Genomic DNA, 22,519 nt, shown 5'->3' on the forward strand with positions numbered 1-22,519 from the left:
GGATATCCTGGACATCCGCGCAGCATCCGCTTGGGAGGAGCGCGCAGCCTCAAAGACCCATTTCAGCGAGGCCGTCGACCGTGTCCTTGCTCAGCGCGAGCGGCATGTTGGCGAAGATGTTGGAACCTTCGAGCCGGATCTTGCCGAGGAGGGGCAGTTCGTCGCCGTCGGACACCGTACCGCCCTCGGCGAGCATCTTGCCGAGCGCCACGAAGACCCGGCCGGCCTCCAGCGGGCTCCACACATAGCCGCCGGTGATGGCGCCGGAGTGGACGAGCTTGCGGCCCTGGCCGGCCGAGAACAGGCCGACCACTGCGACCTTGCCGATCAGGCCGCGTTCTTCCACGGCGCGGGCGGCGCCGACCGGGCCCTGGCTGCCGAAGGCCAGGATGCCGGTGAGGTCATCATGGGCGCGGATCAGGTCGAGGGTGGTGTTGCGGCTGTCGTCGACGCTTTCGGCGACGCCGAACCGGTCGGCGACCTGCTTCATGTCCGGGCAGTTCTCGTCGAGCCAGGCAACGGCGGCATCGGCCCAGGCATTATGGGCGGGAACCGTCAGGCCGCCGACATAGACGGCGTAGCCGCCCTTGCACTCGGTCGACTTGGCCAGCAGCTTGGCGTGGGCTTCGCCCAGATCCTTGGCCGAGACGAGCTCGAAATCGTAGTCCTTGTTGACGGACGCCGTCGATTCGTGGGTGAGCACGATGATGCCGGCGTCGCGCGCCTTCTGCAGCACGGGCTCCAGCACCTTGGCGTCGTTCGGCACAACGCCGATGACGTCGACCTTGCGGGCGATCAGATCCTCGATTGCGCGGACCTGCAGCGCCGGGTCGGCGCTGGTCGGGCCGACCATGAAGGCATCGACGCCAAGCGCCTTGCCTTCCTTCTCGATGCCGGCTTCCATGGCGTTGAACCACGGAATTCCGCCGATCTTGGCGACGACGCCGATCGTTGTCTCGGCCATCGCACCGCTCGCCATGCCCGCGGTCATCACCGCAGCCGCAACCGTGCCGACAAGCATTTTCCTGGAAATCATCTCTACCTCCCTGGGACCGTTGGCGGCCCCGATCATTTTTCTTTGCCGTAGCGCATCGATTGTGCGCTATCGATGGTGCAATACCTCCGAACCATCGATTGTGCAAGGGGCTGCGCTATCGATTGTGCAATTTTCCTGTTGCGGCTATTTGTCGGGTAGGGCACCTCTGCCGGAGGCAAGGACATCCGGGGCAATGCAGCGAAAGCACGTCACGATCTACGATATCGCCAAGCGGGCCGGCACTTCGCCGAGCACGGTCGGGGCGGTCATGAACGGATCGTGGAAGGCGCGCCGTATCAGCGAGGCGCGGGCGGAGGAGATCCAGCGGCTCGCCCGCGACATGGGCTACGCCATCAACCTGCAGGCGAGCGCCCTGCGCAAGGAGCGCTCGCGGATCATCGGCATGATCCTGCCCATGCACGACAACCGCTATTTCAGCTCCATCTCGCAGACCTTCGAGCGCGAGGCGCGGGCGCGCGGCCTGTTCCCGGTCATCTCCTCGACGTTGCGCGACCCGGCGATCGAGGTCGAGGCGGTGAAGACGCTGCTCAGTTACCGGGTCGAGCGGATCGTCTGCACCGGCGCCACCGATCCGGACAGCATCGCCGAGATCTGCCGGGCGCGGGGCGTGCCGACCTACAATTTCGACCTGCCGGGATCGCTGGCGCCTTCTGTGATTTCCGACAACTACCAGGGGGCGCGGGAACTGACCGACAGGCTCATCGTCGAGGTACGCTCGCGCGACGGCGATCCGCGCCGACTCCTCTTCGTCGGCGGCCGGCCGAGCGATCACAACACGATGCAGCGCATCAAGGGGTTTTCCGATGCCATCGAGGCGGCGAGCGGCCCGGTGGAGCCCGGCAATGTGCTCGCCTGCGGCTATGCCGCGGCAAAGGCGGCGGCGGCCATCGAGGGCTATCTGGAAACCCACGACATGCCGCCGGGGATTTTCGTCAACTCCACGATCGCGCTGGAAGGCGTCATGAACTGGTTCGGCAGGAACGGCCTGGAGCGTCTGCAGCAACTTGCATTCGGGTGCTTCGACTGGGACCCGTTCGCGGCCCTGATCTCGCCCAACATCACCATGGTCCGCCAGGATGTGCCGACGATGATCGAGGCGCTGTTCGAGATCATCGACAAGGACGAGGCCGACCCCGGCATCCTGATCAAGATCCCGCCCGTCATTGTCGAAAACGACTGACAACGGGCTCGCCGGGCCGGGCGCGGCAGATCGACTGTAGCTGACGGAAATTGCTTGGCTGGGGAACCTGGATTCGAACCAGGACCGACGGAGTCAGAGTCCGAGATATAAATTTATAAGTTATTGTATCTATTATATAAAAACGCTGAAAATCTCGGAGTGTGCCTACGTTATGTGCCTGCAAAGTGTGCCTAAGAGGGGCATTTTTCAGCCTCAGAACCATGAGCGATAATTGTCTCGTTTTTCGCTCATTGCGGCAAAGCGCTTGGCAATCCTGGTGCGCAAGATCTGCTGAAATCGCGGTTACAGGAGAGTTACATTGAATTCTTAGAGAAGAGACATTGGTTTAACTATATGATTCATATGGCGCACCCGGAAGGATTCGAACCCTCAACTTCCTGATCCAAAGGAGCTGAGATCGTGTTTTTTGGGGTGTATTCAAATCCTTTGAGGAGGTGCGGAATTTCTGGTTACATAGCGGTTACATGACTGTTGTTGACGGCTGTGTGTTTGCACAACTATTTGTTTTTAATGGTGCCAACGAAGAGATTCGAACTCCCGACCTACGCATTACGAACGGGTCATGGCATACAATCCCGCAATTCGTGAAACACTATGAACTATCTGAATTAAATGCGGAATTTCCGCAGCTCAATTTATTTTTCCTTGCAAGAATTACAACTTTTGATTAGTATTTTGTTACATGGAAGTTACATATTGATGCCGAAACTATACTTAACTGATACCTTTGTTCGCTCTGCCAGATGCCCGGCCGATAAATACCAGGAACTGTTCTGGGATCACCCCAAGGGATTGGACGGTCAAGTGCGCCAGGGTGCGACCAACGGCCTGGGCCTGCGGGTGACCGCCCAAGGGGCCAAGGCGTTCGTCCATGTCTATCGCTTCGACGGCAAGCGCCGTCGGGTGGCCCTGGGAGCGCCGGGGACTCTGAACGTGGGTTCCGCCCGCTTGCTGGTCCAGCAACGCGAGAACCAGATCAGGGCAGGCGAAGACCCGGACGCCGCGAAGGTCGACTACCATCAGAAGCACACCACCTTGGTCAGCGACATCGCTGAACGCTACTGGCGGGACCACATTTCAAAAAAATCGGCGAAATATCAAAATCAGTACTGGCGGTACATCTGCGCCGCTGCACGGCCAACCCCGACGCACAACAACAGGCGCGGCCGGAACAAACGATGCGCGTATGCGGATTTCGGGTCAATGTACGGTCAGCGTTCGGTGACAGCGATCAAACCGACCGACGTTGCGAACTTCCTTGATCAGTTTGAGGCAGCCGGGAGCTGGAACACCGCCTATCGGCACCTCAAGGCTATGTTTAATTGGGCGATCCGGATGCAAATCATCGATATGCGCAACCCGTGTGATCCAATTCGGCAAAAGACCGTGCTGCGCCAGCGCCGCGACTACACCCCGGCCCAGATCAAGGCGATCGCCCGCCATATCTTCGCGCCGGTGTTCGATGCGCCGCCGCCGCTCGACGGCCTCACCGGCGATGCCAAACGCGAACAGGCGCTCGCCAACGGTCGCCTGACGCAACAGAACGCCCAGATGGAGGAGTTATGCCACTTCATGGGCATCCTGTTCCTGACGATGGCCCGGCCGAATGAGCTGCGCCATGCGGAGTTCGCGCACTTCGACCTCGACCAGCTCATTTGGCACAAACATCATACCAAAGGGATCAAACTGTCCCGGGCGGTCTACGAGTACGCCTACCGCTCGGTGCCGATCCATCCCAAGGTGGCGGAGCTGGTCCGCCGGCAGCGCAGCCGCTGGCCGAACGCGGCGCTGGTGTTCCCATCGCATGCGGATCCGACCCAACCCCGCGACAACTTCCGCAAGCCGCTCGCCCGGTTCAAACAGCTGGACGGCGTGCCGGAACATTTTCAGCTCTATGATTTGAAGCGGATCGCGATCTCGCTGATGCTGGTGGGGCAGGGGGTCCGCCGCGAGGACGTCAGCCACTACGTTGACCATAAGGGCAACCTCGAGACCACCATGATCTATGACCTGGGGTTTGTAGACCCGATGCGCCCCGTCACCGACAAGCTGGGCCAACTCCTCGGCGTTTAGCCTTGACTTCCGCACATACATGTAGTATACATATATTGTGCGGCGGAAGATAAGTTCCGCCAACGGACACGTCCCACCCCCGGGGCGTTTTTTTATGCCTATCAACGAAAGCCAAACCCATGGAAGGAACACCCGCCATCGTGCTGACGCACGAGGCGCTCGATCGCCTGCTTGAAGAAGCAGGCTGCCGTGCCGCCGAAAAAACCGTCGCCAAACTGCAAAGCCAACTGATCCAAGACCCGCGCGAACGCCACCTGCGCCAACTCCGCGGCTATCTCATGGACCGCAGTACCCTCCAAAACCCACGCGAGCTGTGGGCCAACGGCCACCATATCCGCCGCATCGAACTGAGCAGCAAAGGCAAACCCAAGTCGATGACCTGGTTCCAACGGTTCAAGCACGAATCCGGCCTGGCCGCCTGCATCTCCCGCCCGAGCGCCGAACACGGCCGCCTCCAGGAATGGACCTTTGAGGACATCGCCAATGCCTGGGACCGCTACTATGCCCTCCAGTGGTAGCCAGTGCGGATCTCATCCGTCACTGCCCCATTGTCCGTTCCCCAGCCCCCGATACGCCTGCAGGCCGGGGTCAAGGCCATAGCCGCCAAAGGCGGTGACCCCGTCAGCCTTGAGGCCGGTCGGCGGGCGGATCACCATGTTTACCGGAGATGCTATGGCTAGCGGCGATCAGACGTTATTGGCCGACAACCACGCTAGTTTGAATAGCCTGTTGTATCTCGTCGAGGATATCAAACTGGGTTTCGATTTCGGCTTGAAGCGAAACGACAACTGCGAACTCAATCTCTTCGTCAGGACTTAATCCACCACTGGCGGCATCTCGGCATTGGATGCAGATCGGGATGGATTCTTCATCCCCGAAAGAGGGCACCTTCTGAACCGCGTTTGTGAGGCGGCGGGAAAAAACCGTTCCCTTCTTCTGTGCATTGATGTCAGGGCAATCAGAAGCCGATTTCATAGAAAAGCCCCATTGATTATCTGTATCGGAATGATGGTTTTCAGTACAAATTGGTTCTAGGGCTGCAAGACGATACTGCGCCCGAGATGGATTCATGGGTGAAAACCACGCGACTGTTACTCGCATCGTTCGTGGCATTTTTTGTCCGGACATCGAGGGTGGTTTCGGTAGCTTGAAGACAAGCGCCTGATCTTTTCTAAGATGCCCGTAGCCGACCGCTGTTGCTCCGGTTTCAGGGGAGGAGGTCATCAAATCCACATCCAAGATGCCATGACCGTAAAAACGGGAGATGTCATCTTTTGCTCGCTTGTGCCCATGGGCACCGTATTCTTGCAAAGCAATATTCTTGATCTCATCAGCTTCTGTGGGCCAACGTGCGGCGTGGATCGCAAGAGCCTTTGTCATCAGAGCAAGTTGTCGCCGGGGAAGCTCCTGCCCCTCGTAGGGCCCCCCTTCAGTCGTGAGTGCTTCGGCTGCGAGCAGCAATGACCGCGTCGTCAAAGCGGCAGCGTCACTAGTTCCATGGGAGTTCACAACACCGCCTGTTGCATTGGCAGCAGCTACAACGAGCCCGGACCGTTTCAGGGCTGTTGAAGGACGTATGCGGACGTCATTGCCCGAAGGCTGTAATCGGACTTCTTGTTTACCACCAATTGATAGAATATCTGGTTTGATTGCTTTCACATGCCCTAAGCCTAAACAGCTCGAAATCTGCGGCACGGCTTCTTCATTCATGTGCAATGAGAAAATACTTGCGTCATGCGGCGGCTGGTGATCGATGACGTCTTGGGACAATGCTCCGACTGAAATCGGATTGAGTGCTTCCGCTGGGGATAGCAGGGTCCGGATATGGCGTTGTTGATGCAGTGCTTCTAAGATCTTTTTCCGCTTATCCTCAGTGTTTAGGGCTTCAAAAGCGGAATATCCGGTATTCAAAATTTCAATTGGGCTTTCGTTATTCCCTGCAGAAATAACGAAAAGTACCCCATGGGCGTTTGCCCACCAGTCAATCAACCGCGCTAGTGAACTAATCCGGTTTGCGTAGCCATGATTTCTGATGCCAATGGAGAAGTTTACAACAAACGCGTCCGGGGCGAGAGGCTCATCACCTGCAAATAGTTGGTAGAGAGTGCTGTGAATGATATCGACAAAAAGTCGGTTTGGCGGCGACTCGGTAGAGCCGTTAGTATCAATAAGCACAGGCACGGCGAGCAGACTTGAATCCTGAAGCGGTGCTCCATCGCCACGAAGATCGCCCCTCAAAATCAAAGATGCCATGGCGGTCGCGTGTTTTCGATCACTTACAATCGTCTGGCCGACGAGATCGTTGAGGTCTTCAATGGAGACGCCATCGGTCAGGGCTGGATGCTGAGCGACCGGCGTGCCATCCAGCAAGACAGCACGTTGTGGTGCGTCGGGTGAGAAAGCCGCAAAATCTACTTTCTCGGCCTCTTCAATTGTATCGTCGGGAGACGGGATGCTTTGTGCAATTGTCTGAGCTTGGATAAACTGAATACCTTCGAGTTGGGCCAAACTCCCAGGCTGGTCGGGTTGACCGATTAGCGCCCTCACTTCTCCCGCTGGCAGATTGACGAGGAGTGCTTCATAGATGAAGCCATCCTCTGCGATCGTGCTTTGATCCAAAATCTCCCCATTTGCGGCTCTGATCCAGCTTCTCACGGACCGACGCCATTCATTTCGTTTGTCTTGGTTAGAGGTCGGAAATATCTCGATTTCGAGGTTTACGGCCTCGTCGTCGTTTAAGGGGAGGTGTTCGGCAATCTCGTTGATTGCCGCCTGGTCAAGGCGATCTTTCGGTCCCCATGGGTGAACATCCAGCAACAAATCAAAAACAGCGCGCCAGCCCGTAAAGCCGCGAGGAGGATCTATGTTGTTTTTGTAATCATTCCAACAACTTAAGAGGGTTCGAAATGACTCAAGCGTCGGCATAGTGGCGTATAGCGTGCGCGCCAGAGTAGTTTCGTCACCTGCTGGCTGGAAGCCATCTGGAATGGTGGCTAGGGCCTCTAGGTCCATTTCACCTAAAACTTCCAAGCCGGTTCTTTGGGCTAGCTCAACGAACTTTTGAGCATCACCCGCAATTTCGAAAACAAGAGCCCGTTCAGGTGCAATCCCGTTTGGGTCGGCTCTCAAGATGGAAGCAGGGTCATCACCTTGGAGGGCTTGTGAAATCCGATCAAACTTATTTCCTAGACGCCGAGTTTGGCCAGCACGGCCCGGGCCGCCCGGGCTTGGTATCCAGGCAGGACTTCTCGTACTTCTCCGAGCTGGCACTGGATCTTGAAGGCGGAGAATCGGTCGGTTAGGCATCCTTTCCGCTTACCGTTGGTTGAAACTGTTTTCTAGTCAAAAAAGCCTTCACACGATCATCTATCACCGCTCGCAAATCTTTTAATCCTTGAGATAGTATAAGTCGCCTCTTTATGTCTTCAAAGAAGTTCTCCGCTTCAGAGAAATTTGTTGGCTTAATCTTATCGTAAAGTCGTTTCGCAGTATATCCCGGACGGCCGCCTAGCATTTGGAGATAATGCGAGAAATAGCTAAGCATCAATTGTTCGGAAGGGGAATCGATTTGTAAGACAAACTGAAACCTGCGCCAAGCTGCACGATCAAGAAGTTCATGGTGGTTTGTGGCGCAAACGAGGACACAGTATGAGGGAAGGCGGTCGAGTTGCATTAGAAGGGTTGTGACAACCCTTTTGATCTCGCCAGTTTCATTCGTATCGCCGCGTTCTTTGCCGATCGCATCGAACTCATCAAAAAAGAGGACACACGGTTCAGTTCGGACATATTCGAAGAGGCGTTGCAACCGCTGGGCAGTTTCGCCGAGGTAGCTAGTGACTACGGCTTCGTATCGAACGGTGAACAAGGGGAGCGCCAGCTCGTAAGCCAGTGCTTCTGCCAGAGATGTTTTACCGTTGCCTGGGGGGCCGCAAAAGAGAACTCTGTGACGGGGCTCTAGCCCATGGGCGCGTAGGAGGTCGGCCCGACGTTGCTCTTCAATGATTTCCAGGCATGCTGACTGAATGCCGCTTTCGACGAACAAGGTGTCGAGCGGCCGCTCTGGTTCTTTGTGAAGGATGCCACCAGAGCCATCCCTTACGCGGAGCCCAGGGCGGCTGTTATTGACGTTGGCTGGTGGTGGTCGATCCAGAACGCGGTTTATTCTATCCGCAACGCCAAGGTGCTTTTTAGAACGCTCATCGGCAGCGATCGCTTCCGCGATTTGCCTAGCTTCGGTCGTGTCCCCTGTTACCCCGGCTTTTACCAGGCCGAGAATGAGGTCGCTGCGCGCCATAGTGCCAAAATCTTTTTTTCATTGTGCGTTCCGGAATCCCGTGATTCCACCCGTATTTGCTATAGCATGTCACGGATTACGGGGATTGTCTCCCGGATTTTGATGTTTTTTCCCGCGCAAGCCGATCTGATTCTACGAGCAAGCACTCTAATGTGCGTGATCAATGCGAGTGATTGATGATAGAATTTCTTTCTGATTGAGGAAGGAGGCGAGTCGACTGTGCCAATTTTTGAAACGTTTAAAAAGCGCATGCGAAGGCAACGTGGTGATATTTTCGATGTATTTCAATATGAAACGGCCCCGGACAGTCTACGCAATCAAATTGTTCAGATAATGTTTAGCGTTGTTGGTGGCCAAGAGGAATACTGGATCAACTACGGACAGGATGGTGGAGTTAAAGAAGCCTACAAAATTATTGTTGAAACTCTTCGGCGGGAACGGGGAGTTTTTCGTTTGCCTCCAACTAGGCAGCACCAAAACGAAGACTTTTCTGTGGAGCTTGCAAATTATATTTTATCTGAGCCGGATATTGAAGAATTTCTCAGTGCAGTTGAGCTTCTGTGCCGCGTAATCGAAAATGTTGTGGGTGATTTCAATTATCGCCGTTTCCAAGATTCGAAGGAAAAATCGGCTGAAGCGATCAAAGAGATCAATCATCGTTTCAGAGAGCATGGTCTTGGTTTCGAATATGATGGTGAGTTAATTAGAGTCGATAGCGAGTTAGTTCATTCTGAGACTGTTAAACCGGCATTAACTTTATTAAGAAATGGCCGGTTTAGTGGGGCAGAGGAAGAATTTCTCGGTGCTTATGATGATTACAAAAATGGGAAATACGAAGATGCACTTACAGACGCATTAAAAGCCTTGGAGAGCGTATTAAAGGAGATATTAGCTCGCCGTGGGTGGAGTCATGATCCTAACAGAGATTCTTTTAGTAAATTGTTGAACGTTGCTTTCGACAATCACCTCGTGCCCGGTTTTTGGCAAAGTCATTTTGCAGCATTGCGGAGCACGTTGGAGGCGGGGGTGCCTACAGCTAGAAACCGCCTTGGGGGGCACGGTCAAGGCACAGCTACTCGGGAGATACCTCCGCATCTGGTTGGATATGTTTTGCATATGACGGCTTCGGCCATTGTTTTCCTTGTGAAATCGGATGAGACATTGCCTTAATCCGTGTCCTGGGCGCACCCTTTGTGGCTCCAGCGACGGAGTGGAATTGGGTCGAACTTTCGCTTAGAACAAATATGAAGCCGAGGTTCCACGCCATGACCTCACCGCGCGACGGCTATATCGACTATCTCAAGAAACCCGCCCAACACAATTTCGACTACGAGCCGCTGGCCGAAGTGCTCGCCGCCTGCCGCCAACAGCTGCTGGTCCTCCACCGGGCCTGTGGAATCCGTGCGCCCCTGTATTGGGAGAGTGGCTCCGGCGTTGAGGTCATCGATGCTGTCGCCGCCATGCTGCCCCCATGTGCCAATGCGCGTGAGCGTGTCATTCCGCCGGACGACTATTCCTGATAGCCAAACTGGCTCATCCCGTCATCTTGTGATGCTCCGCAGCCTTGACCCTACCCCCTGGCAACGCTCATTAGTGGGCGGAAACGCCTGCAACCATTTTGCGGCTTACGATATTGCCGGGGGAGGCACCCATGAACGTCCTTGCGCGCCTTGCTATTGCCGCCTGCGCAGTAGCAGCCCTCACCACGTCCGCTGTCGCCTACGAGTTCAAAGGTCGGGGTGAGGTGGTTGATGGCGACACGCTGGTGATCGACCAGCAATCGATCCGGCTCTCCGGCATCGACGCCCCCGAAGCGGGACAACGCTGTCAACGCCCCAACGGCAAAACTTGGCGCTGCGACAACGCCGCCATGGATCGTCTCCAGGCCATGCTGGCAAAAGGCGACGTCACCTGCCGAGGTGATGAATTTGACGGCTACGAACGACTCCTGGCCCACTGCACGACCAAAGACGGTATCGAGATCAATGAAACGCTCGTACGCGAGGGCCTGGCCTGGGCATTCGTCAAATACAGCAACGCCTATGTCGCACAGGAACAGGAGGCCCGCCAGGCACGCCGCGGTATCTGGCAGGCCGATACCCAACCGGCCTGGGCCTACCGGGCAGCCAAATGGGACGTCGGCGAGCAGAAGGCACCAGACGGTTGCCCGATCAAGGGCAACATCTCTCGGAACGGGCGGATCTACCATCCGCCGTGGTCGCCCTGGTATAGCCGGACCAAGATCAGCCCCGAGAAGGGCGAACGCTGGTTCTGTAGCGAACGCGAAGCCCTCGACGCTGGCTGGCGGGCACCGCGATGGCGCTGACGCCCGATCCCGAGCAATTGGACGAACTGACGGCTCACCTCGACGCCGCGCTGAGGCTTGCAACCGAACAGGACTTGAACCTGCTTGCTTATCTTATTAGCTGCGCTCTGGAAGAGGCCGCGGTTCAGGGCGAACCAGCCAAGGCCCAACCGACAGCATCAAACTCGGACACACAGGCAGATGGCCCCCCGCGCGATTGGCGCCGGAGCCGGTCGCCGCGGCGACCGTGATCCAGTCACAACCTTGCACCCCACACTTTTGGTATGCCGATCACATCCACATCCGTTCCGCAATCATCCGCTCTTCGCTCCCCGTCGCATTCGCATAGATCGCGGTAGTGCTCATCGAGGCATGGCCCATCCATTTTTGCAGCATGTTGAGTTGGACGCCGTAGCGGATGGCGTGAACGCCGAACCCGTGGCGCAAGCCCTTGGCGGTGGCCTGCGGCCCGCTGATGGCCGCCCGTTCCATCACCGTTTTGACGATCCGCCACGCAGTCGCGCGGTGGTACGGCCACAGCGGCGTGGTCGTCGCAATCGGCCCCGCCCGCTGCGCATGATGAACCTCATGCACGCGGTCTAGTAGCGCCAACAAGACCGGCGGCACCGGGACTTCCCGTACGATGACCTTGTCCCGCTTTTTCAGACAGCGGATGGCAATGATGCCTGGCCCCAGCTGAATCGCGGCTGGCGTAAGCGCCAACGCTTCGGACAGGCGACAGCCGGTATAGGCGAGGGTCAGGCACAAGGTCTGGACCGGGCCGCCTGCGGCATCGGCCACCGCCAGGAAGCGAGCCCGTTCATCCGCGTTGATGTACAGCCGCTCCCCCGTGGCGGCGTAGATACGCATTTCGGAACTGGTCGTCGGCATAAGCGGGGCGGCATCTTCAATTTAACAAACGGTCGCGTCGCGGCCCCGGGCGGGGGCAGGCGCAACGAAATTACCAATTCGGTTGCAGGGTGGGATTCCAGTCGCGGCATCAAAAGGATGCGCGGCTTCACAATAATCCGTAGCGTATTTAATGGCGTTTTACAAGTGGGAATTTGTAGTTTTTCCAAATACATAACACTATTGGTAATTCTGTTGCAGAACCCACAAGTCATTCTCAGGGTTTGCAATGAACATTGCGGAGATTTTACCGAGGATAGAAACTCGGCATGACTTCAGTAACCTTTCCGCCTGGATTGTCGACAACGGCGCAGTCGGCGACGTCAAACAATGCCGGGGCATCGCCAACGCTCTCAACCTGACCGACGTCGAACTGATCCCTCTCCAATTGCCACACCCGCCGAAGCTGGTCCGGCGGCTGTTCCCCGGCATCGGGTGCCGGATTCCGCCGCCGCCGTATCCGGATGTCGTGTTCAGTTCCGGGTCGGATGCGGCGTTCGCAACCCGCCTGATCAAACAGGCCAGCCCGGCCACCGTCGCGGTTCACCTGGCCAAGACCCACGTCCCGGCGGACGCGTTCGATGTGGTCGTGACCCCGCTCCATATGATTGAGGATCATGCCGGGTGTGCCAGCGGCAAGGTGCTGCCGATCTTCGGCGTGCCCAACAACATCACCCCCGAACTGCTGGCCGCTGAGCGTGCTGCCTGGGCGCCGGTACTGGACCAACTACCAAAACCGCGACTGGCCGTGCTCGTCGGCGGCAGTGCGGGCGGGTTCAGGTTCCGGCCGCGTCAGGTGCAGGCCTTTTGCCTTGATCTGATCGGGCTCGCCTCGCTCCGGCACTATTCCCTGATGGTGTCGACCTCCCGCAGGACGGGCCGGGCCCGGCACGAAGCGATCCTGAGCAACCTCGAACTGGTCGGGATGCAGACCCATTGGTACGACGGCGCAGCCGATCTCCATGATGGGATCAGGCTGCCATACGATGCTCTGAACCTCAGCGGCAATCCGCTCGTCGCGTTTCTGGCGATGGCGGATGCCATTGTGGTGACGGCGGACTCGCTGACGATGACCTCGGAAGCCTGCGCCACCGACAAGCCCGTCTACGTCTGGGGCCGGTACGAGGCCAACAGGCCGGAACGGTTCGGCGTCCATGTGCGGTTTCAGGAAACGCTGCGCTTGCTCGGGCGGACCTCGTTTCTGGTGGATAACGACCCGGTGCCGCCACCCAATCTCACGCCGCTGGACGAAACGTCCCGGATTGCAGCGCATATCGCCAAGCTGCTGCGGGCACGCGCGGCCGGGGCTGTGGCATGAGCGAATGGCGCCATTCCCCATATCGATAAAGTGTTCCGCACCATGGATGACCCAATCAGTATCATTGCTTGGGTGAGGGCGGGGCAATTGTAGCGCGCTTGGCGATGTCCCATTCCTGATGTAGAACATATCAGGAACATGCGCAGCCAGGGAGACGGCCATGACCCCACCGCGCGGCGGCTATATCGACTACCTCAAGAAGCCCGCCCAGCATAATTTCGACTACGAGCCGTTGATCAAGGCGCTGAGTGCGTGCCGTCAACAACTGGTCGTGTTGCAGAAGGCGTGCGGCGTGCGGACCCCGCTCTATTGGGAGAGCGGGGCCGGGATCGATGTCATCGATGCCGTGGCGGCATTGCTGCCGCCGAGTACCGAAGCGCGGGAACGGGTTACCCCACCCGACGAACTGCAACGCTTCCGGTCGTCCGCTTATTAGCGCCGCTCCGGCGGCGCTTCCCCAACGCCCGCGTTGGGACGGCGCAGCGCGCCGTTGCCGTGGGGTTCGGGGAGTGGCCAACGTCCCCGTCCGCACAACGTGCGGATGGCCAAGGGTAGGGGAGCGGCCGAGAGCATCCCCGCTGGCCCAATGGTACTCGACGTGCCCGCGGGCCATGAAGCGGCCGAGCCGCTGTCACTACCCGAAATTGTTTCGGTAGTGACAGCGGCGCTAACCCCAATCTCCCCAAGCCCTTAGCTTGTACTCCCACAAATGCTCCACGCGTGCTCACCGTCTGCGACACACGCGGAATACAACTTTTGCTTGCATTTTTCCGCGTTTTGGGGTAGTATTTTGTCAGTCTGGAAAAACTCCCGGCTTTCGTCGACTCATCTGCTGATCATTTCACCACGAAAGGAGACATCGCCATGTCAGCCCGTTTGACTGGCTGCACCTGACGCAGCCCCATGCAGTGCGTATGACCTACGGTCCCAGCGCCTGCCGCCGATCCCGGCACGATACCGAGTGAGCCCAAGCGGCTCTTTTTTTGTGCCTGAAGGCACCAACCACGAAGGAGACCACATCCACGTATCCGGCCTTTACCGCGCCATGCGCGGGCCGTGCTGTGCCAAGGCCAGCCGGCGGCCACCAACACTAACCATAACGAAAGACCGATCCCGTGAACGACCTCGCCCTGGCCCTGACCCGGTTGTGCCGCCACAACCGCGACGGCTCTCGGGCGACCCAGGCCAACCGCTTGCGGGGGCTGAAAGCCCTGGCGAACGATCTCCACCGCCTCGGCTACAAACTCCCCCGCGCCGACTCCCTCAAGCCCAAACACGTCACCGCTCTGGTCACCGACTGGCAAGGCCGGGGCCTCAGCCCCGCCACGCTCAAAAACCGCTTGGGCTGGGTGCGCTGGTGGGCGGAGAAGGTCAATAAGGCCTCGGTGGTGCCGCGCGCCAATGCCGACCTCGGCATTGATCCGCGCGGCGCGGCTGCGGTGAACCGTGCCTGGCAGCTCTCGAACGATACCCAGCTTGCCGATCCGCACATGCAAACCTCGCTGGAACTGATGGCCGCGTTCGGCCTGCGCCTCGAAGAAGCCCTCAAACTGCGCCCGCATGACGCCGACGACGGCCATGTCCTGCGCTTACAGGGCTCATGGACCAAGGGCGGGCGGCCCCGTGATGTCCCGATCCGAACCGAACATCAGCGTGCCGTCCTCGCCAAAGCGCAAACGCTCGTCGGCCGAAACTCCCTGATCCCGACCGAGCGCAGCTACATCCAGCACCGCAAGGCGTTTGAATACCAGTCCCTCAAAGCCGGGCTCGCCAACCTCCACGGCCTGCGGCACGCCTATGCCCAAACCCGCTATGTCGAACTGACCGGCTGGATCTGCCCGCGACAGGGCGGCCCGCTCCCGAAAGGTATGACGTCTAACCAACAACGCCTCGACCGCCACGCCCGGTTGGTCATTGCCGCCGAACTCGGTCACGGCCGCGTCAGCATCACGGCGACCTATCTGGGATGACGGCTATGGAGATGATTGATTCTTATGAGGCAGGCGTGCTGACCCAAGAGGGGCGGGAAGGCTATGCCCGCAGTCTGTTCGACCCAGCCAAAGTGATGATCCGGATCAAACAGGCCGCTTCCATCGGCCTCAGCAACGTTCGGATTTTTCAGGAGGTGCCCGCCGACCTGAGCGAGACCGCTGCCGCGCGCAATCTGGTCAGCCGCCTCCAAGCTCTCGGCTATGTCGCAATCTGGGAAGAATCCGCCCAGCGCGAAAAGGACGGTAAGCGCGAGACGGGGCGGTTCTTGCGGTATCAGGAACTCATCGTGGCGTGGGGAGCGGTGTCTTGAAATGCCGGAAATCCACAGCGCGTATCTTGTCACAGTCTATACTTTTAATTGAGGCTGCCGTATCGTTGGTGTTGGCCAATTCTTCGTGCCGGCAGGTCGCGCGGCGCGAACAGCGAGTGGCGACGCTCATCGTCGCGTTTGCATCGGCAGAGGTAAGGTATGTCGGCAAAAATGCCCAATTCCATCGATGTCTTCGTTGGTTCGCGGGTTCGTTTGCAGCGTATGCTCCTGAATATGTCGCAAGAGCGCCTGGGCGCCGAATTGGGGATCACTTTCCAGCAGATTCAGAAATACGAAAAAGGCACGAATCGCATCAGCGCGTCGCGGTTGCAGGAAATCGCGAACGTCTTGCAGGTGCCGGTTGCCTTTTTCTTTCAGGATAAAGGTCAACCAGCCGGGTCCGTGCTGGTTGCCGGTGACGCGCCGGACTATGAGCTGGTGGCGGACTTTCTCAGTTCCCGTGAGGGCATCGCTCTCAGCAAGGCATTCACGAAAATCAAAAACCCCAAGACCCGTCAGGCAATCGTGGCGCTTGCCAAGACGCTGGCGGAAGAGGGTGACAAACAGATCATCGAATTTCCTGGCCGCATGCACACCGCCAAACCCCACGTGGAGCCATAGTCAGACAGCTCCGAGCGATCGGTTGCCAAAGCATGCGTCAGACGTTTCGCCTTTACACGTTCGGTAACGTGCGCCTGACCGACCGGGACGGCCAAACCATCCCTTTTCCGGAAAAGGGCTTGGTGACGCTTGTTTACCTGCGCTCCCGCGGTTTGACGCACATCTCGCGTGCCGAGCTGGCGCGCGTCCTGTGGGGCGAGCAGACGGACGCCGACATCCTCCGCAATTTGCGCCAACTGATCCTGCGGGTGAAAACGCGACAGCACGAACTCGGGACGACCCTTTTCCATATCGGCGACAACGCAATCGGCCTTGAGCAAGGCAACCTGTCGTTCGACCTCGATGATCTGGATCAGGCACGGGACGCGGCACCGGCGGTCCGCTTGCGCGCCCTTGTGACCCACGTGCGGGGCCTGTTCCTGGCCGATGTCAACTTTCAAAGCGAACAGGTGCAGTTCTGGATCGAAGGGGAACGCGCCAAACATCTGTCCGCGCTTGCGGCGGATGTGCAGGCGTTGGCGACCCGGCGGGATGTCAAAACCTTTGCCGATTTGGTTCAGGAGGCGGCCTTCCGCTTACTCGAACTGGATGCGTACAACGATGTCGCCTACGAAGCCTTGATGCGCGTGTTTGCCTGCCAGGGGCAACTGGCCCAGGCCAAAGCGATCTTCGCGCAGTACAAGGAGCGGCTCTGGCACGATTTGGGCACCTCGCCGCCGCAACAAACCCTCGACCTCACGCGTGCCCTGCGGATTGCGGAGCCGGTGCGGCGGCCCCGGCAGGACGCCGGAAGCTTCGCGGCGGCGCGGGCGCCGACCCCGGATGCAGTCGAGCCTATTCGTTTTCCGCGGGTGGCGTTGCTGCCGCCCACCGGTGACGCGCCGGACGACACGACCGGCCTGCTGGCAGCGGCGCTGCTGGAGGACGTGACTATCGGCCTCTGCCGCGTCCGCACGATCAAAACCGTTGCCCCGCGTACCGCCCGCCAAATTGCTGCCCGTGAGGCCAAAACGGGCGACCTCCTCCATGAACGACGCATCGGCTACGCCGTCGAAACCCGGTTTAGTGCCCGCACCGGCAGGGCATCATTGTGGGTAGAACTGGTGGACGTCCCGCGTGAAGATCTGCTCTGGGCCGAACGGTTCGACCTGACGCCGAGCAAACTGCCGCGGTCCTATAACGAGATGGTGCGGCTGACGGTCGGGACGGTCGCGGGCCGGATCGAAGCTGACCAACTCGCCCGGATCGACGACGCGCAGCGTCCCAGCGCCTACCAGCACTATTTGCTGGCACAGCGCCATCTCCGGCGCGTCGACCTCCCGGATATTCGGCGGGCGCGTAAGGCCTTTCGGGCGTCACTGCGGGATGCGCCGGAGTTCTCGGGCGCGCTCGCGGGCCTGGCCCGCACTGAACAACTGGAATGGCTCCTGACCGCCCGCGGCGACGCGGAACTGCTGGAATCGGCGGAGACCCACGCGCTGCAGGCGATCTTGATGGACGGCGACGACGCCGGCGGCTACCGGGCGTTGGGCGTCACCAAGCTTTTTCAAGGCGCTTTCGATGAGAGCATCGACGCGTTCAAAGGTGCCGAGATCAGTGCGCCCTGGTACGCCGATTTGCTGGCCGACTATGCGGATACCCTGGTCCACGCCTCCGAGCCCGGATTGGCTCTCGATAAGATCAATCTGGCGATTGAACTGAACCCATACTGTCCGGACATCTATTGGTGGACCGCCGCAGGCGCCAACTATTTTCAGGGCGGCTATCAAGCCGCGCTGTCCTGCATCAACAACATGGATGATAAGAACGCCGCCGTCCGGCTGGAAGCGGCCTGCTGGGGCATGCTCGGCGACAAGGCGAAAGCGAACGCCTTGATGCGGCGGACGATGTCGATTTTTCCGGACTTCGAAATTGAAAAATGGCTGGCAATCATGCCGGTCAAAGAATCCTGGCAAAAGGATCAATACCGGGAAGGCTTACGCAAAGCTGGATTTAAATAACCCTTTAGACTGGAGGATAACATGGCAAAGTTTGTGGTGCTGGGCTTGCGCGGCGAGAACGGTTATTGGCTCGTTGATTTCGCAAACGGGACGGTTGCGCCGCTGCCGGACCTCGATAGCCCGCCGTTCGACTATTCTGACGCAGCAAGGGCGAACGGGGCCGTCTTGACCGCCGGTATCGATCTCGGCGTTCAGGTGGTGACCGAGGGCGAGGCGTTCTCGGGGCAGTTCGATATTTCGGAGGCCTTTTCCGGACAATTTGATAGCTAGCGGCTCGTTGGCTGATTTCCGGGCATAGCATGTCCGGTGCGGGCGATCGGGGCGAGCGCGTCCCGGTCCGGTATTCGGATCGGGTGTGCTCGCCCGCCGACACCTTGGCACGGGTGACGCCGCTGCTGGTAGGCAGCGGCGTCACCCGACTGGCACGCATTACCGGGCTGGATGCCATCGGCATCCCGGTCTGGAATGCGATGCGGCCCAACGCGCGCTCGCTGGTCGTGCATCAGGGCAAGGGGATCACCGATCTCGACGCCAAAGTCTCGGCGGCAATGGAGGCACTGGAACGTGCCGTCGCCGAAAATCCCCCTCTGCCGACCCGACGAGCGAGTATCCAGGCGCTGCGGGCGGACGGTCGGCGTGCCGACCCGTTGTCCGGCCTGTTGGCGGCCGGCAGCCCGGAAATCGCCCCGGATACGGCCTTGGAATGGATCGCGGCCTGTGACCTGGTGCACGGAACACCGGTCTGGGTCCCCCGCGCGGCGGTGACGTTGGATCGCACCCGCCCGAGCCGCTACTGGCAGTCGTCGGACGGCCTGGCATCCGGCAATACTGCCGCGGAAGCCATTTTCCACGGGGTGCTCGAACGGATCGAACGGGACGCCAAATGCTTGTGGCAACTCGCCGGTCCGGCGCAGCGGGCACGGACTTGTGTCGATGTCAGGTCATATGCTGACGACCCGGTGGTGCGTGACCTGCTTGACCGGATCGAACATGCCGGGTTCCGCATCCAGTTGTTCGATGTCACCAGCGACGTCGGCGTGCCGGTGTTCATGGCGTTGCTGGCGCCGGCCACGCTCCGGATGAGCGCAGCAGCGAAGTACATCGACGTGACCCACGGCAGCGGGGCGCATCCGCACCCCGTGCGCGCGCTCATCCGCGCGCTGACGGAGGCGGTCCAGTCGCGGCTGACGCTGATCAGCGGCACGCGCGACGATGTTGCGCCGGAGACCTTTGCCCGGCCGCTGCCGCCTGCGCTGCGGCAGGAGCTGGACTTTCCCGTTCGGTGCGACCACCGCAGCTATGCGGTGGCGCCGGCCGGATCGCTGACCGAGATGACGGCCGCGGTGATCGGGATGCTCGACCGCAAGGGGCTGGGTCCGCTGCTGGCAGTCCGGCTCAATCCTGACGAAGACCGGATGGCGGTGGTCAAAGTCCTGGCTCCCCGCCTGGAAAATCCTCCCGGCGCACGCAAGCACCCTTTGGGCGCGCGGGCATTGGGCAAGATGCTGGTATTTCGATGAAGGTTATCTTTGCGGGTCCATCGCTGTCGGGCATGCCCTGGAACGAAGCAGCCGACGTTGACCTACGCGCACCGGCGGCCCAGGGCGACGTTTATGCCGCCGTTGGCGGCGGCGCCAATGTGATTGGCCTGATTGACGGGGCGTATGAAAGTGTGGCCGCCATTTGGCACAAGGAAATTCTGTTTGCTCTGGCCCAAGGGGTCCAGGTGTTCGGCGGCGCCAGCATCGGCGCGCTGCGCGCGGCCGAGTGCGCCGCGTTCGGTATGATCGGCGTCGGGGAAATCTATCGCGCCTATGCGGCCGGCGACGTCGACGACGACGCCGCGGTGGCCTTGCTCCACGGCCCGGCCGAACTTGGTTATGCCCCGCTGACCGAACCCTTGGTGAATGTCTGGGCCACGTTGGCGCATGCGCAGCAACAGGGCCTGATTTCCGGCGAAGAGCAGGTGCGGTTGGCCGCGGCGGCTGAAGCCACATTCTTCAAGGAGCGGACCTGGGGCACAATCGTTGCCGGTGCCGGCCTGGCGCCGGCGCGCCGCGCCGCGCTGGCCCGCATCCTTAAGGAGAATGGTGTCGATCAAAAGCAGCTCGACGCGGCAGCGGTACTGCAAGCGGTGCGTGGCGCAAAGAATGCGCGGGTGCCGCAGCCCGAAGGCTGGGAGTTCGCGCACACGGCGCAATTCCGGCAATGGGTAGCCCGCGAACAGGAATAAACCGGTACCGGAGTATGCGCGTGTAACGCTGATATAACGCCCAACCAAGTTGAATAGCTGGATTGGGGACGCTGATCTGTCTGCTAGATCAACAAAGAGGGGTGTGGAACATGTCAACGGAACTCACGGCTACCGTGTCCGAAACGGAAACCGAACGCGAAATTGCTGCGATCGCGCGGATGATTGCCTTTGCCCGCCAAAGCGCACACGCGCAGGCGCTTGATCTGGTCACCTATTGCCTTGATACGGCGCTCGCGGCCGCGTTGGAGGAACTCGACAAATCGGCCGCCAACGCGGCCGAGGCCCAGGTCCACGTGGAGGCTCTCTGCGGTGAGGTGGTTCACTAGGCTAGCGCCAGCCGAGCTGGCCACGGGAGGCTAAACCGCCTGATTTGCCGCGCCTAAGTAAAGGTTCGTGGCATTTCCTTTAATTACGCCGACGCTAAGAAAAGGATGCCCGCTCCGGCAACAGCCGGGGCGGGCATCGTGCTGGTGGACGATCAGTAGCCCATGATCAGGACGGTCTCGCCATCGATGTCAACCTCGTTGATCTCGCCGTTCAGACGCATGTCGCGGGCAACCGCGGCATAGTCGACGTAGTAGCGCAGCGCCTCGGGCAGCTCATAGCAGTCCTCGACCAGTTCCTGCGCGTACTCCTCGGCTGTGCCGTGCCAGACGGTCAGGTCGTCCAGCCGATCGGGGATATCGGCCATGGCGTAGCCGTTCTCGGCCAGATAGACCGCCTTGAGGTAGTCGTCGTTATCTGGATCAAGCTCCGCGAACGTCTCGAACCAGAGCGACAAGGTCGCTTGGTTGACGTTGAGGGCGTTAAACAGCCGCGCGTTGTCCCCGTCGATGAACTGGATTTCGTACTCTTCGACCGGCATGCCGTGGCGGTCGGTGTGCCCGGCCGCCCGGGCTTCATACTCCTCCAGGGCGGAGAAGTAGAAGCCTTCGGCGACGATGCTGTACGGCTGGGCGAAGTACACCGCCTCTGGCGGGTAGATGAGGGGAAGCGGGCTCATTTGCTCGCCTCCTGATCCCGGTTCACCTTGCGGACCACCGTCCGGCCCTCGACCAGCGGGGTGTAGTTGATGGCGAGGTTCAGGCCGTCGCCGTCGTTGTGACCCCAGCCCACGCCGATTTTCGTCCAGCGGGCTTTATCCCCGTCGCCGACCACATGAAAAACTTCGTGGGTCGGTGCCTTGTTGAATGTTTTGGTTTGTTTTGCCATGTCGGCTCTCCTTCCTTTCGTTACAGCCGCCCCATGCGGCTGGTCGGAAAGCCAAAAAGGCCGCGCCCATCAGTTCCCCGTGCAATGGTCTTCTCGGGAGACCGCTTGCGGCGGAAGACCGTTGCACGGGGGACGGGTCGGCCTAATTTCCGACCGTTCCCGGCCGCGGTGGGCTGTTCTAAGGGAAGGAGAGGCCTGCTGCCCAAACCAGGGCTTAACACGGCAGACCCAACATGATTTGTGGACGGTAGGAGCTATCCCGCGAACTTAATCAATGTGGCTGATTTGTCAGAGCAGGCGATCGGCATCTAATTCCGTCAATAAAAATAATTGCTAACAGTTGTTATTTGTGGGAGCCTTCATAGGAAGAACAGGAGGTGCCGAAATGAACTTTTCCCTGGGCAAGAAGCTGGAAGAGTACGTGGCCGAGCAGATTGCGCGTGGCCCCTACAACAACGCCAGCGAAGTAGTGCGGGATGCCTTGCGGTTGCATGAGGAGCATCATTTGAAGCTGGAAAGCCTGCGCCGGGATGTCCAGCGCGGCATGGAATCGGTCAAAGCCGGCAAGGTCAGCCGCGCCAGTGCCGACGAAGTGATTGCCAAAGCCAAACAACGGAAGCAGGGGTAGTGGACACCTGGTTTCTGTCACTCGATGCCGAAGAAGATATCCAGGACATTTATATCTATTCCGAAGGGAAGTGGGGCGAGGACCAAGCCCGCAGGTACGTGTTCAGCCTGTATGACGTCTTCGCGACTATCGGCGATAATCCGCGCATAGGCCGCCTCCGGCGCGAACTCGGTGACGGCATCCGCAGTCTGCCCCATGCGTCGCACATCGTGTTCTTCATGGAGTGGCAAGGCGAAACAGCCATCGTGCGCGTGCTCCATAAATCCCGCGATTTTGAGGACCTGTTCGGGACCTATAACCCGCTGCCCGGCATTGAAGAAAGCCAGCGGTAGACGCCACACCGAA

The 22,519-nt window shown here is 59.4% G+C and carries 24 protein-coding genes; 18 read left to right on the forward strand and 6 right to left on the reverse strand.

What is annotated here, in order from left to right; all coding sequences use genetic code 11:
* Positions 1–49: 49 nt before the first annotated feature.
* Positions 50–1,036, reverse strand: coding sequence for a substrate-binding domain-containing protein (locus M2319_RS08410; RefSeq protein WP_264601014.1), 987 nt, complete (start codon positions 1,034–1,036; stop codon positions 50–52).
* Positions 1,037–1,229: 193 nt separating this feature from the next.
* On the opposite strand from M2319_RS08410, the gene M2319_RS08415 reads away from it, so the two are divergent.
* The 3 genes from M2319_RS08415 (at position 1,230) to M2319_RS08425 (ending at position 4,849) form a co-directional block, all read left to right on the forward strand.
* Entirely contained in the window at positions 1,230–2,237 is a 1,008-nt protein-coding gene (locus tag M2319_RS08415; protein ID WP_264601015.1) for a substrate-binding domain-containing protein, read from the forward strand.
* 720 nt (positions 2,238–2,957) lie between these two features.
* Complete coding sequence (locus M2319_RS08420) at positions 2,958–4,331, forward strand: tyrosine-type recombinase/integrase (RefSeq protein ID WP_264601016.1); 1,374 nt, start codon at positions 2,958–2,960, stop codon at positions 4,329–4,331.
* Positions 4,332–4,450: 119 nt separating this feature from the next.
* Positions 4,451–4,849, forward strand: coding sequence for a hypothetical protein (locus M2319_RS08425; protein ID WP_264601017.1), 399 nt, complete (start codon positions 4,451–4,453; stop codon positions 4,847–4,849).
* A 175-nt stretch (positions 4,850–5,024) separates the two neighbouring features.
* Here the strand turns inward: M2319_RS08425 and M2319_RS08430 are convergent, their stop codons facing one another.
* Positions 5,025–7,361, reverse strand: a complete 2,337-nt coding sequence (locus tag M2319_RS08430; protein ID WP_264601018.1) for a S8 family serine peptidase — start codon at positions 7,359–7,361, stop codon at positions 5,025–5,027.
* 268 nt (positions 7,362–7,629) lie between these two features.
* Complete coding sequence (locus M2319_RS08435; protein ID WP_264601019.1) at positions 7,630–8,625, reverse strand: AAA family ATPase; 996 nt, start codon at positions 8,623–8,625, stop codon at positions 7,630–7,632.
* A gap of 219 nt (positions 8,626–8,844) precedes the next feature.
* On the opposite strand from M2319_RS08435, the gene M2319_RS08440 reads away from it, so the two are divergent.
* The 3 genes from M2319_RS08440 to M2319_RS08450 all read left to right on the forward strand — a co-directional run bounded on the left by M2319_RS08440 (position 8,845) and on the right by M2319_RS08450 (position 10,951).
* Positions 8,845–9,795, forward strand: a complete 951-nt coding sequence (locus tag M2319_RS08440) for an STM4504/CBY_0614 family protein (RefSeq protein WP_264601020.1) — start codon at positions 8,845–8,847, stop codon at positions 9,793–9,795.
* Between the two features lie 95 nt (positions 9,796–9,890).
* Complete coding sequence (locus tag M2319_RS08445) at positions 9,891–10,145, forward strand: hypothetical protein (protein WP_264601021.1); 255 nt, start codon at positions 9,891–9,893, stop codon at positions 10,143–10,145.
* A 131-nt stretch (positions 10,146–10,276) separates the two neighbouring features.
* The gene (locus M2319_RS08450) at positions 10,277–10,951 is read left to right on the forward strand and encodes a thermonuclease family protein (protein ID WP_264601022.1); all 675 of its coding nucleotides are present in this window, start codon (positions 10,277–10,279) and stop codon (positions 10,949–10,951) included.
* A gap of 270 nt (positions 10,952–11,221) precedes the next feature.
* Here M2319_RS08450 and M2319_RS08455 read toward each other — a convergent pair whose 3' ends face one another.
* Positions 11,222–11,800: a tyrosine-type recombinase/integrase gene (locus tag M2319_RS08455; protein ID WP_264601023.1), complete on the reverse strand. Its 579-nt coding sequence runs from the start codon at positions 11,798–11,800 to the stop codon at positions 11,222–11,224.
* Between the two features lie 268 nt (positions 11,801–12,068).
* Here M2319_RS08455 and M2319_RS08460 point away from each other — a divergent pair, with 268 nt between their 5' ends.
* From M2319_RS08460 to M2319_RS08505, 10 genes are all read left to right on the forward strand, one after another.
* Positions 12,069–13,157 carry a mitochondrial fission ELM1 family protein gene (locus tag M2319_RS08460; protein WP_264601024.1) on the forward strand — a complete coding sequence of 363 codons (1,089 nt, stop codon included), beginning with the start codon at positions 12,069–12,071 and terminating at the stop codon, positions 13,155–13,157.
* Positions 13,158–13,317: 160 nt separating this feature from the next.
* Positions 13,318–13,593, forward strand: coding sequence for a hypothetical protein (locus M2319_RS08465; RefSeq protein ID WP_264601025.1), 276 nt, complete (start codon positions 13,318–13,320; stop codon positions 13,591–13,593).
* A gap of 679 nt (positions 13,594–14,272) precedes the next feature.
* The gene (locus M2319_RS08470; protein WP_264601026.1) at positions 14,273–15,127 is read left to right on the forward strand and encodes a phage integrase N-terminal domain-containing protein; all 855 of its coding nucleotides are present in this window, start codon (positions 14,273–14,275) and stop codon (positions 15,125–15,127) included.
* A 5-nt stretch (positions 15,128–15,132) separates the two neighbouring features.
* On the forward strand, positions 15,133–15,459 hold the full coding sequence (locus M2319_RS08475; RefSeq protein ID WP_264601027.1) for a hypothetical protein: 327 nt from the start codon (positions 15,133–15,135) through the stop codon (positions 15,457–15,459).
* 159 nt (positions 15,460–15,618) lie between these two features.
* A complete protein-coding gene (locus M2319_RS08480) occupies positions 15,619–16,080 on the forward strand; it encodes a helix-turn-helix domain-containing protein (protein WP_264601028.1) in 462 nt (153 codons plus the stop codon).
* A 32-nt stretch (positions 16,081–16,112) separates the two neighbouring features.
* On the forward strand, positions 16,113–18,080 hold the full coding sequence (locus M2319_RS08485; RefSeq protein ID WP_264601029.1) for a BTAD domain-containing putative transcriptional regulator: 1,968 nt from the start codon (positions 16,113–16,115) through the stop codon (positions 18,078–18,080).
* Positions 18,081–18,101: 21 nt separating this feature from the next.
* Positions 18,102–18,350 (forward strand): hypothetical protein, encoded by a 249-nt coding sequence (locus M2319_RS08490; protein WP_264601030.1) that lies wholly within the window; start codon positions 18,102–18,104, stop codon positions 18,348–18,350.
* 29 nt (positions 18,351–18,379) lie between these two features.
* Entirely contained in the window at positions 18,380–19,600 is a 1,221-nt protein-coding gene (locus M2319_RS08495) for a YcaO-like family protein (RefSeq protein WP_264601031.1), read from the forward strand.
* Positions 19,597–20,313 carry a TfuA-like protein gene (locus M2319_RS08500; RefSeq protein ID WP_264601032.1) on the forward strand — a complete coding sequence of 239 codons (717 nt, stop codon included), beginning with the start codon at positions 19,597–19,599 and terminating at the stop codon, positions 20,311–20,313. Before M2319_RS08495 ends, M2319_RS08500 begins: the two co-directional genes overlap by 4 nt.
* Positions 20,314–20,423: 110 nt before the next feature.
* Positions 20,424–20,660: a hypothetical protein gene (locus M2319_RS08505; RefSeq protein WP_264601033.1), complete on the forward strand. Its 237-nt coding sequence runs from the start codon at positions 20,424–20,426 to the stop codon at positions 20,658–20,660.
* Between the two features lie 152 nt (positions 20,661–20,812).
* On the opposite strand, the gene M2319_RS08510 is transcribed toward M2319_RS08505, so the two are convergent.
* Both M2319_RS08510 and M2319_RS08515 read right to left on the reverse strand, forming a co-directional pair.
* The gene (locus M2319_RS08510) at positions 20,813–21,337 is read right to left on the reverse strand and encodes an antirestriction protein ArdA (RefSeq protein WP_264601034.1); all 525 of its coding nucleotides are present in this window, start codon (positions 21,335–21,337) and stop codon (positions 20,813–20,815) included.
* Positions 21,334–21,546 carry a hypothetical protein gene (locus M2319_RS08515; RefSeq protein ID WP_264601035.1) on the reverse strand — a complete coding sequence of 71 codons (213 nt, stop codon included), beginning with the start codon at positions 21,544–21,546 and terminating at the stop codon, positions 21,334–21,336. The genes M2319_RS08510 and M2319_RS08515 overlap by 4 nt, the downstream gene beginning before the upstream one ends.
* Positions 21,547–21,931: 385 nt before the next feature.
* On the opposite strand from M2319_RS08515, the gene M2319_RS08520 reads away from it, so the two are divergent.
* Positions 21,932–22,174, forward strand: a complete 243-nt coding sequence (locus tag M2319_RS08520; protein WP_264601036.1) for a type II toxin-antitoxin system ParD family antitoxin — start codon at positions 21,932–21,934, stop codon at positions 22,172–22,174.
* The gene (locus M2319_RS08525; protein ID WP_264601037.1) at positions 22,174–22,506 is read left to right on the forward strand and encodes a type II toxin-antitoxin system RelE/ParE family toxin; all 333 of its coding nucleotides are present in this window, start codon (positions 22,174–22,176) and stop codon (positions 22,504–22,506) included. Before M2319_RS08520 ends, M2319_RS08525 begins: the two co-directional genes overlap by 1 nt.
* The last annotated feature ends 13 nt before the right edge of the window (positions 22,507–22,519 follow it).

Source organism: Rhodobium gokarnense, from assembly GCF_025961475.1.
GTDB classification, from domain to species: domain Bacteria; phylum Pseudomonadota; class Alphaproteobacteria; order Rhizobiales; family Rhodobiaceae; genus Rhodobium; species Rhodobium gokarnense.

What these genes read in the sequence shown, in the direction of transcription:
- M2319_RS08480 (WP_264601028.1), top strand. Translation starts at nt 15,619, where the DNA reads ATGTCGGCAAAAATGCCCAATTCCATCGATGTCTTCGTTGGTTCGCGG.
- M2319_RS08485 (WP_264601029.1), top strand. Translation starts at nt 16,113, where the DNA reads ATGCGTCAGACGTTTCGCCTTTACACGTTCGGTAACGTGCGCCTGACC.
- M2319_RS08445 (WP_264601021.1), top strand. Translation starts at nt 9,891, where the DNA reads ATGACCTCACCGCGCGACGGCTATATCGACTATCTCAAGAAACCCGCC.
- M2319_RS08475 (WP_264601027.1), top strand. Translation starts at nt 15,133, where the DNA reads ATGGAGATGATTGATTCTTATGAGGCAGGCGTGCTGACCCAAGAGGGG.
- M2319_RS08420 (WP_264601016.1), top strand. Translation starts at nt 2,958, where the DNA reads ATGCCGAAACTATACTTAACTGATACCTTTGTTCGCTCTGCCAGATGC.
- M2319_RS08490 (WP_264601030.1), top strand. Translation starts at nt 18,102, where the DNA reads ATGGCAAAGTTTGTGGTGCTGGGCTTGCGCGGCGAGAACGGTTATTGG.
- M2319_RS08495 (WP_264601031.1), top strand. Translation starts at nt 18,380, where the DNA reads ATGTCCGGTGCGGGCGATCGGGGCGAGCGCGTCCCGGTCCGGTATTCG.
- M2319_RS08410 (WP_264601014.1), bottom strand. Translation starts at nt 1,036, where the DNA reads ATGATTTCCAGGAAAATGCTTGTCGGCACGGTTGCGGCTGCGGTGATG.
- M2319_RS08520 (WP_264601036.1), top strand. Translation starts at nt 21,932, where the DNA reads ATGAACTTTTCCCTGGGCAAGAAGCTGGAAGAGTACGTGGCCGAGCAG.
- M2319_RS08505 (WP_264601033.1), top strand. Translation starts at nt 20,424, where the DNA reads ATGTCAACGGAACTCACGGCTACCGTGTCCGAAACGGAAACCGAACGC.
- M2319_RS08425 (WP_264601017.1), top strand. Translation starts at nt 4,451, where the DNA reads ATGGAAGGAACACCCGCCATCGTGCTGACGCACGAGGCGCTCGATCGC.
- M2319_RS08455 (WP_264601023.1), bottom strand. Translation starts at nt 11,800, where the DNA reads ATGCGTATCTACGCCGCCACGGGGGAGCGGCTGTACATCAACGCGGAT.
- M2319_RS08435 (WP_264601019.1), bottom strand. Translation starts at nt 8,625, where the DNA reads ATGGCGCGCAGCGACCTCATTCTCGGCCTGGTAAAAGCCGGGGTAACA.
- M2319_RS08515 (WP_264601035.1), bottom strand. Translation starts at nt 21,546, where the DNA reads ATGGCAAAACAAACCAAAACATTCAACAAGGCACCGACCCACGAAGTT.
- M2319_RS08460 (WP_264601024.1), top strand. Translation starts at nt 12,069, where the DNA reads ATGAACATTGCGGAGATTTTACCGAGGATAGAAACTCGGCATGACTTC.
- M2319_RS08450 (WP_264601022.1), top strand. Translation starts at nt 10,277, where the DNA reads ATGAACGTCCTTGCGCGCCTTGCTATTGCCGCCTGCGCAGTAGCAGCC.
- M2319_RS08465 (WP_264601025.1), top strand. Translation starts at nt 13,318, where the DNA reads ATGACCCCACCGCGCGGCGGCTATATCGACTACCTCAAGAAGCCCGCC.
- M2319_RS08500 (WP_264601032.1), top strand. Translation starts at nt 19,597, where the DNA reads ATGAAGGTTATCTTTGCGGGTCCATCGCTGTCGGGCATGCCCTGGAAC.
- M2319_RS08510 (WP_264601034.1), bottom strand. Translation starts at nt 21,337, where the DNA reads ATGAGCCCGCTTCCCCTCATCTACCCGCCAGAGGCGGTGTACTTCGCC.
- M2319_RS08415 (WP_264601015.1), top strand. Translation starts at nt 1,230, where the DNA reads ATGCAGCGAAAGCACGTCACGATCTACGATATCGCCAAGCGGGCCGGC.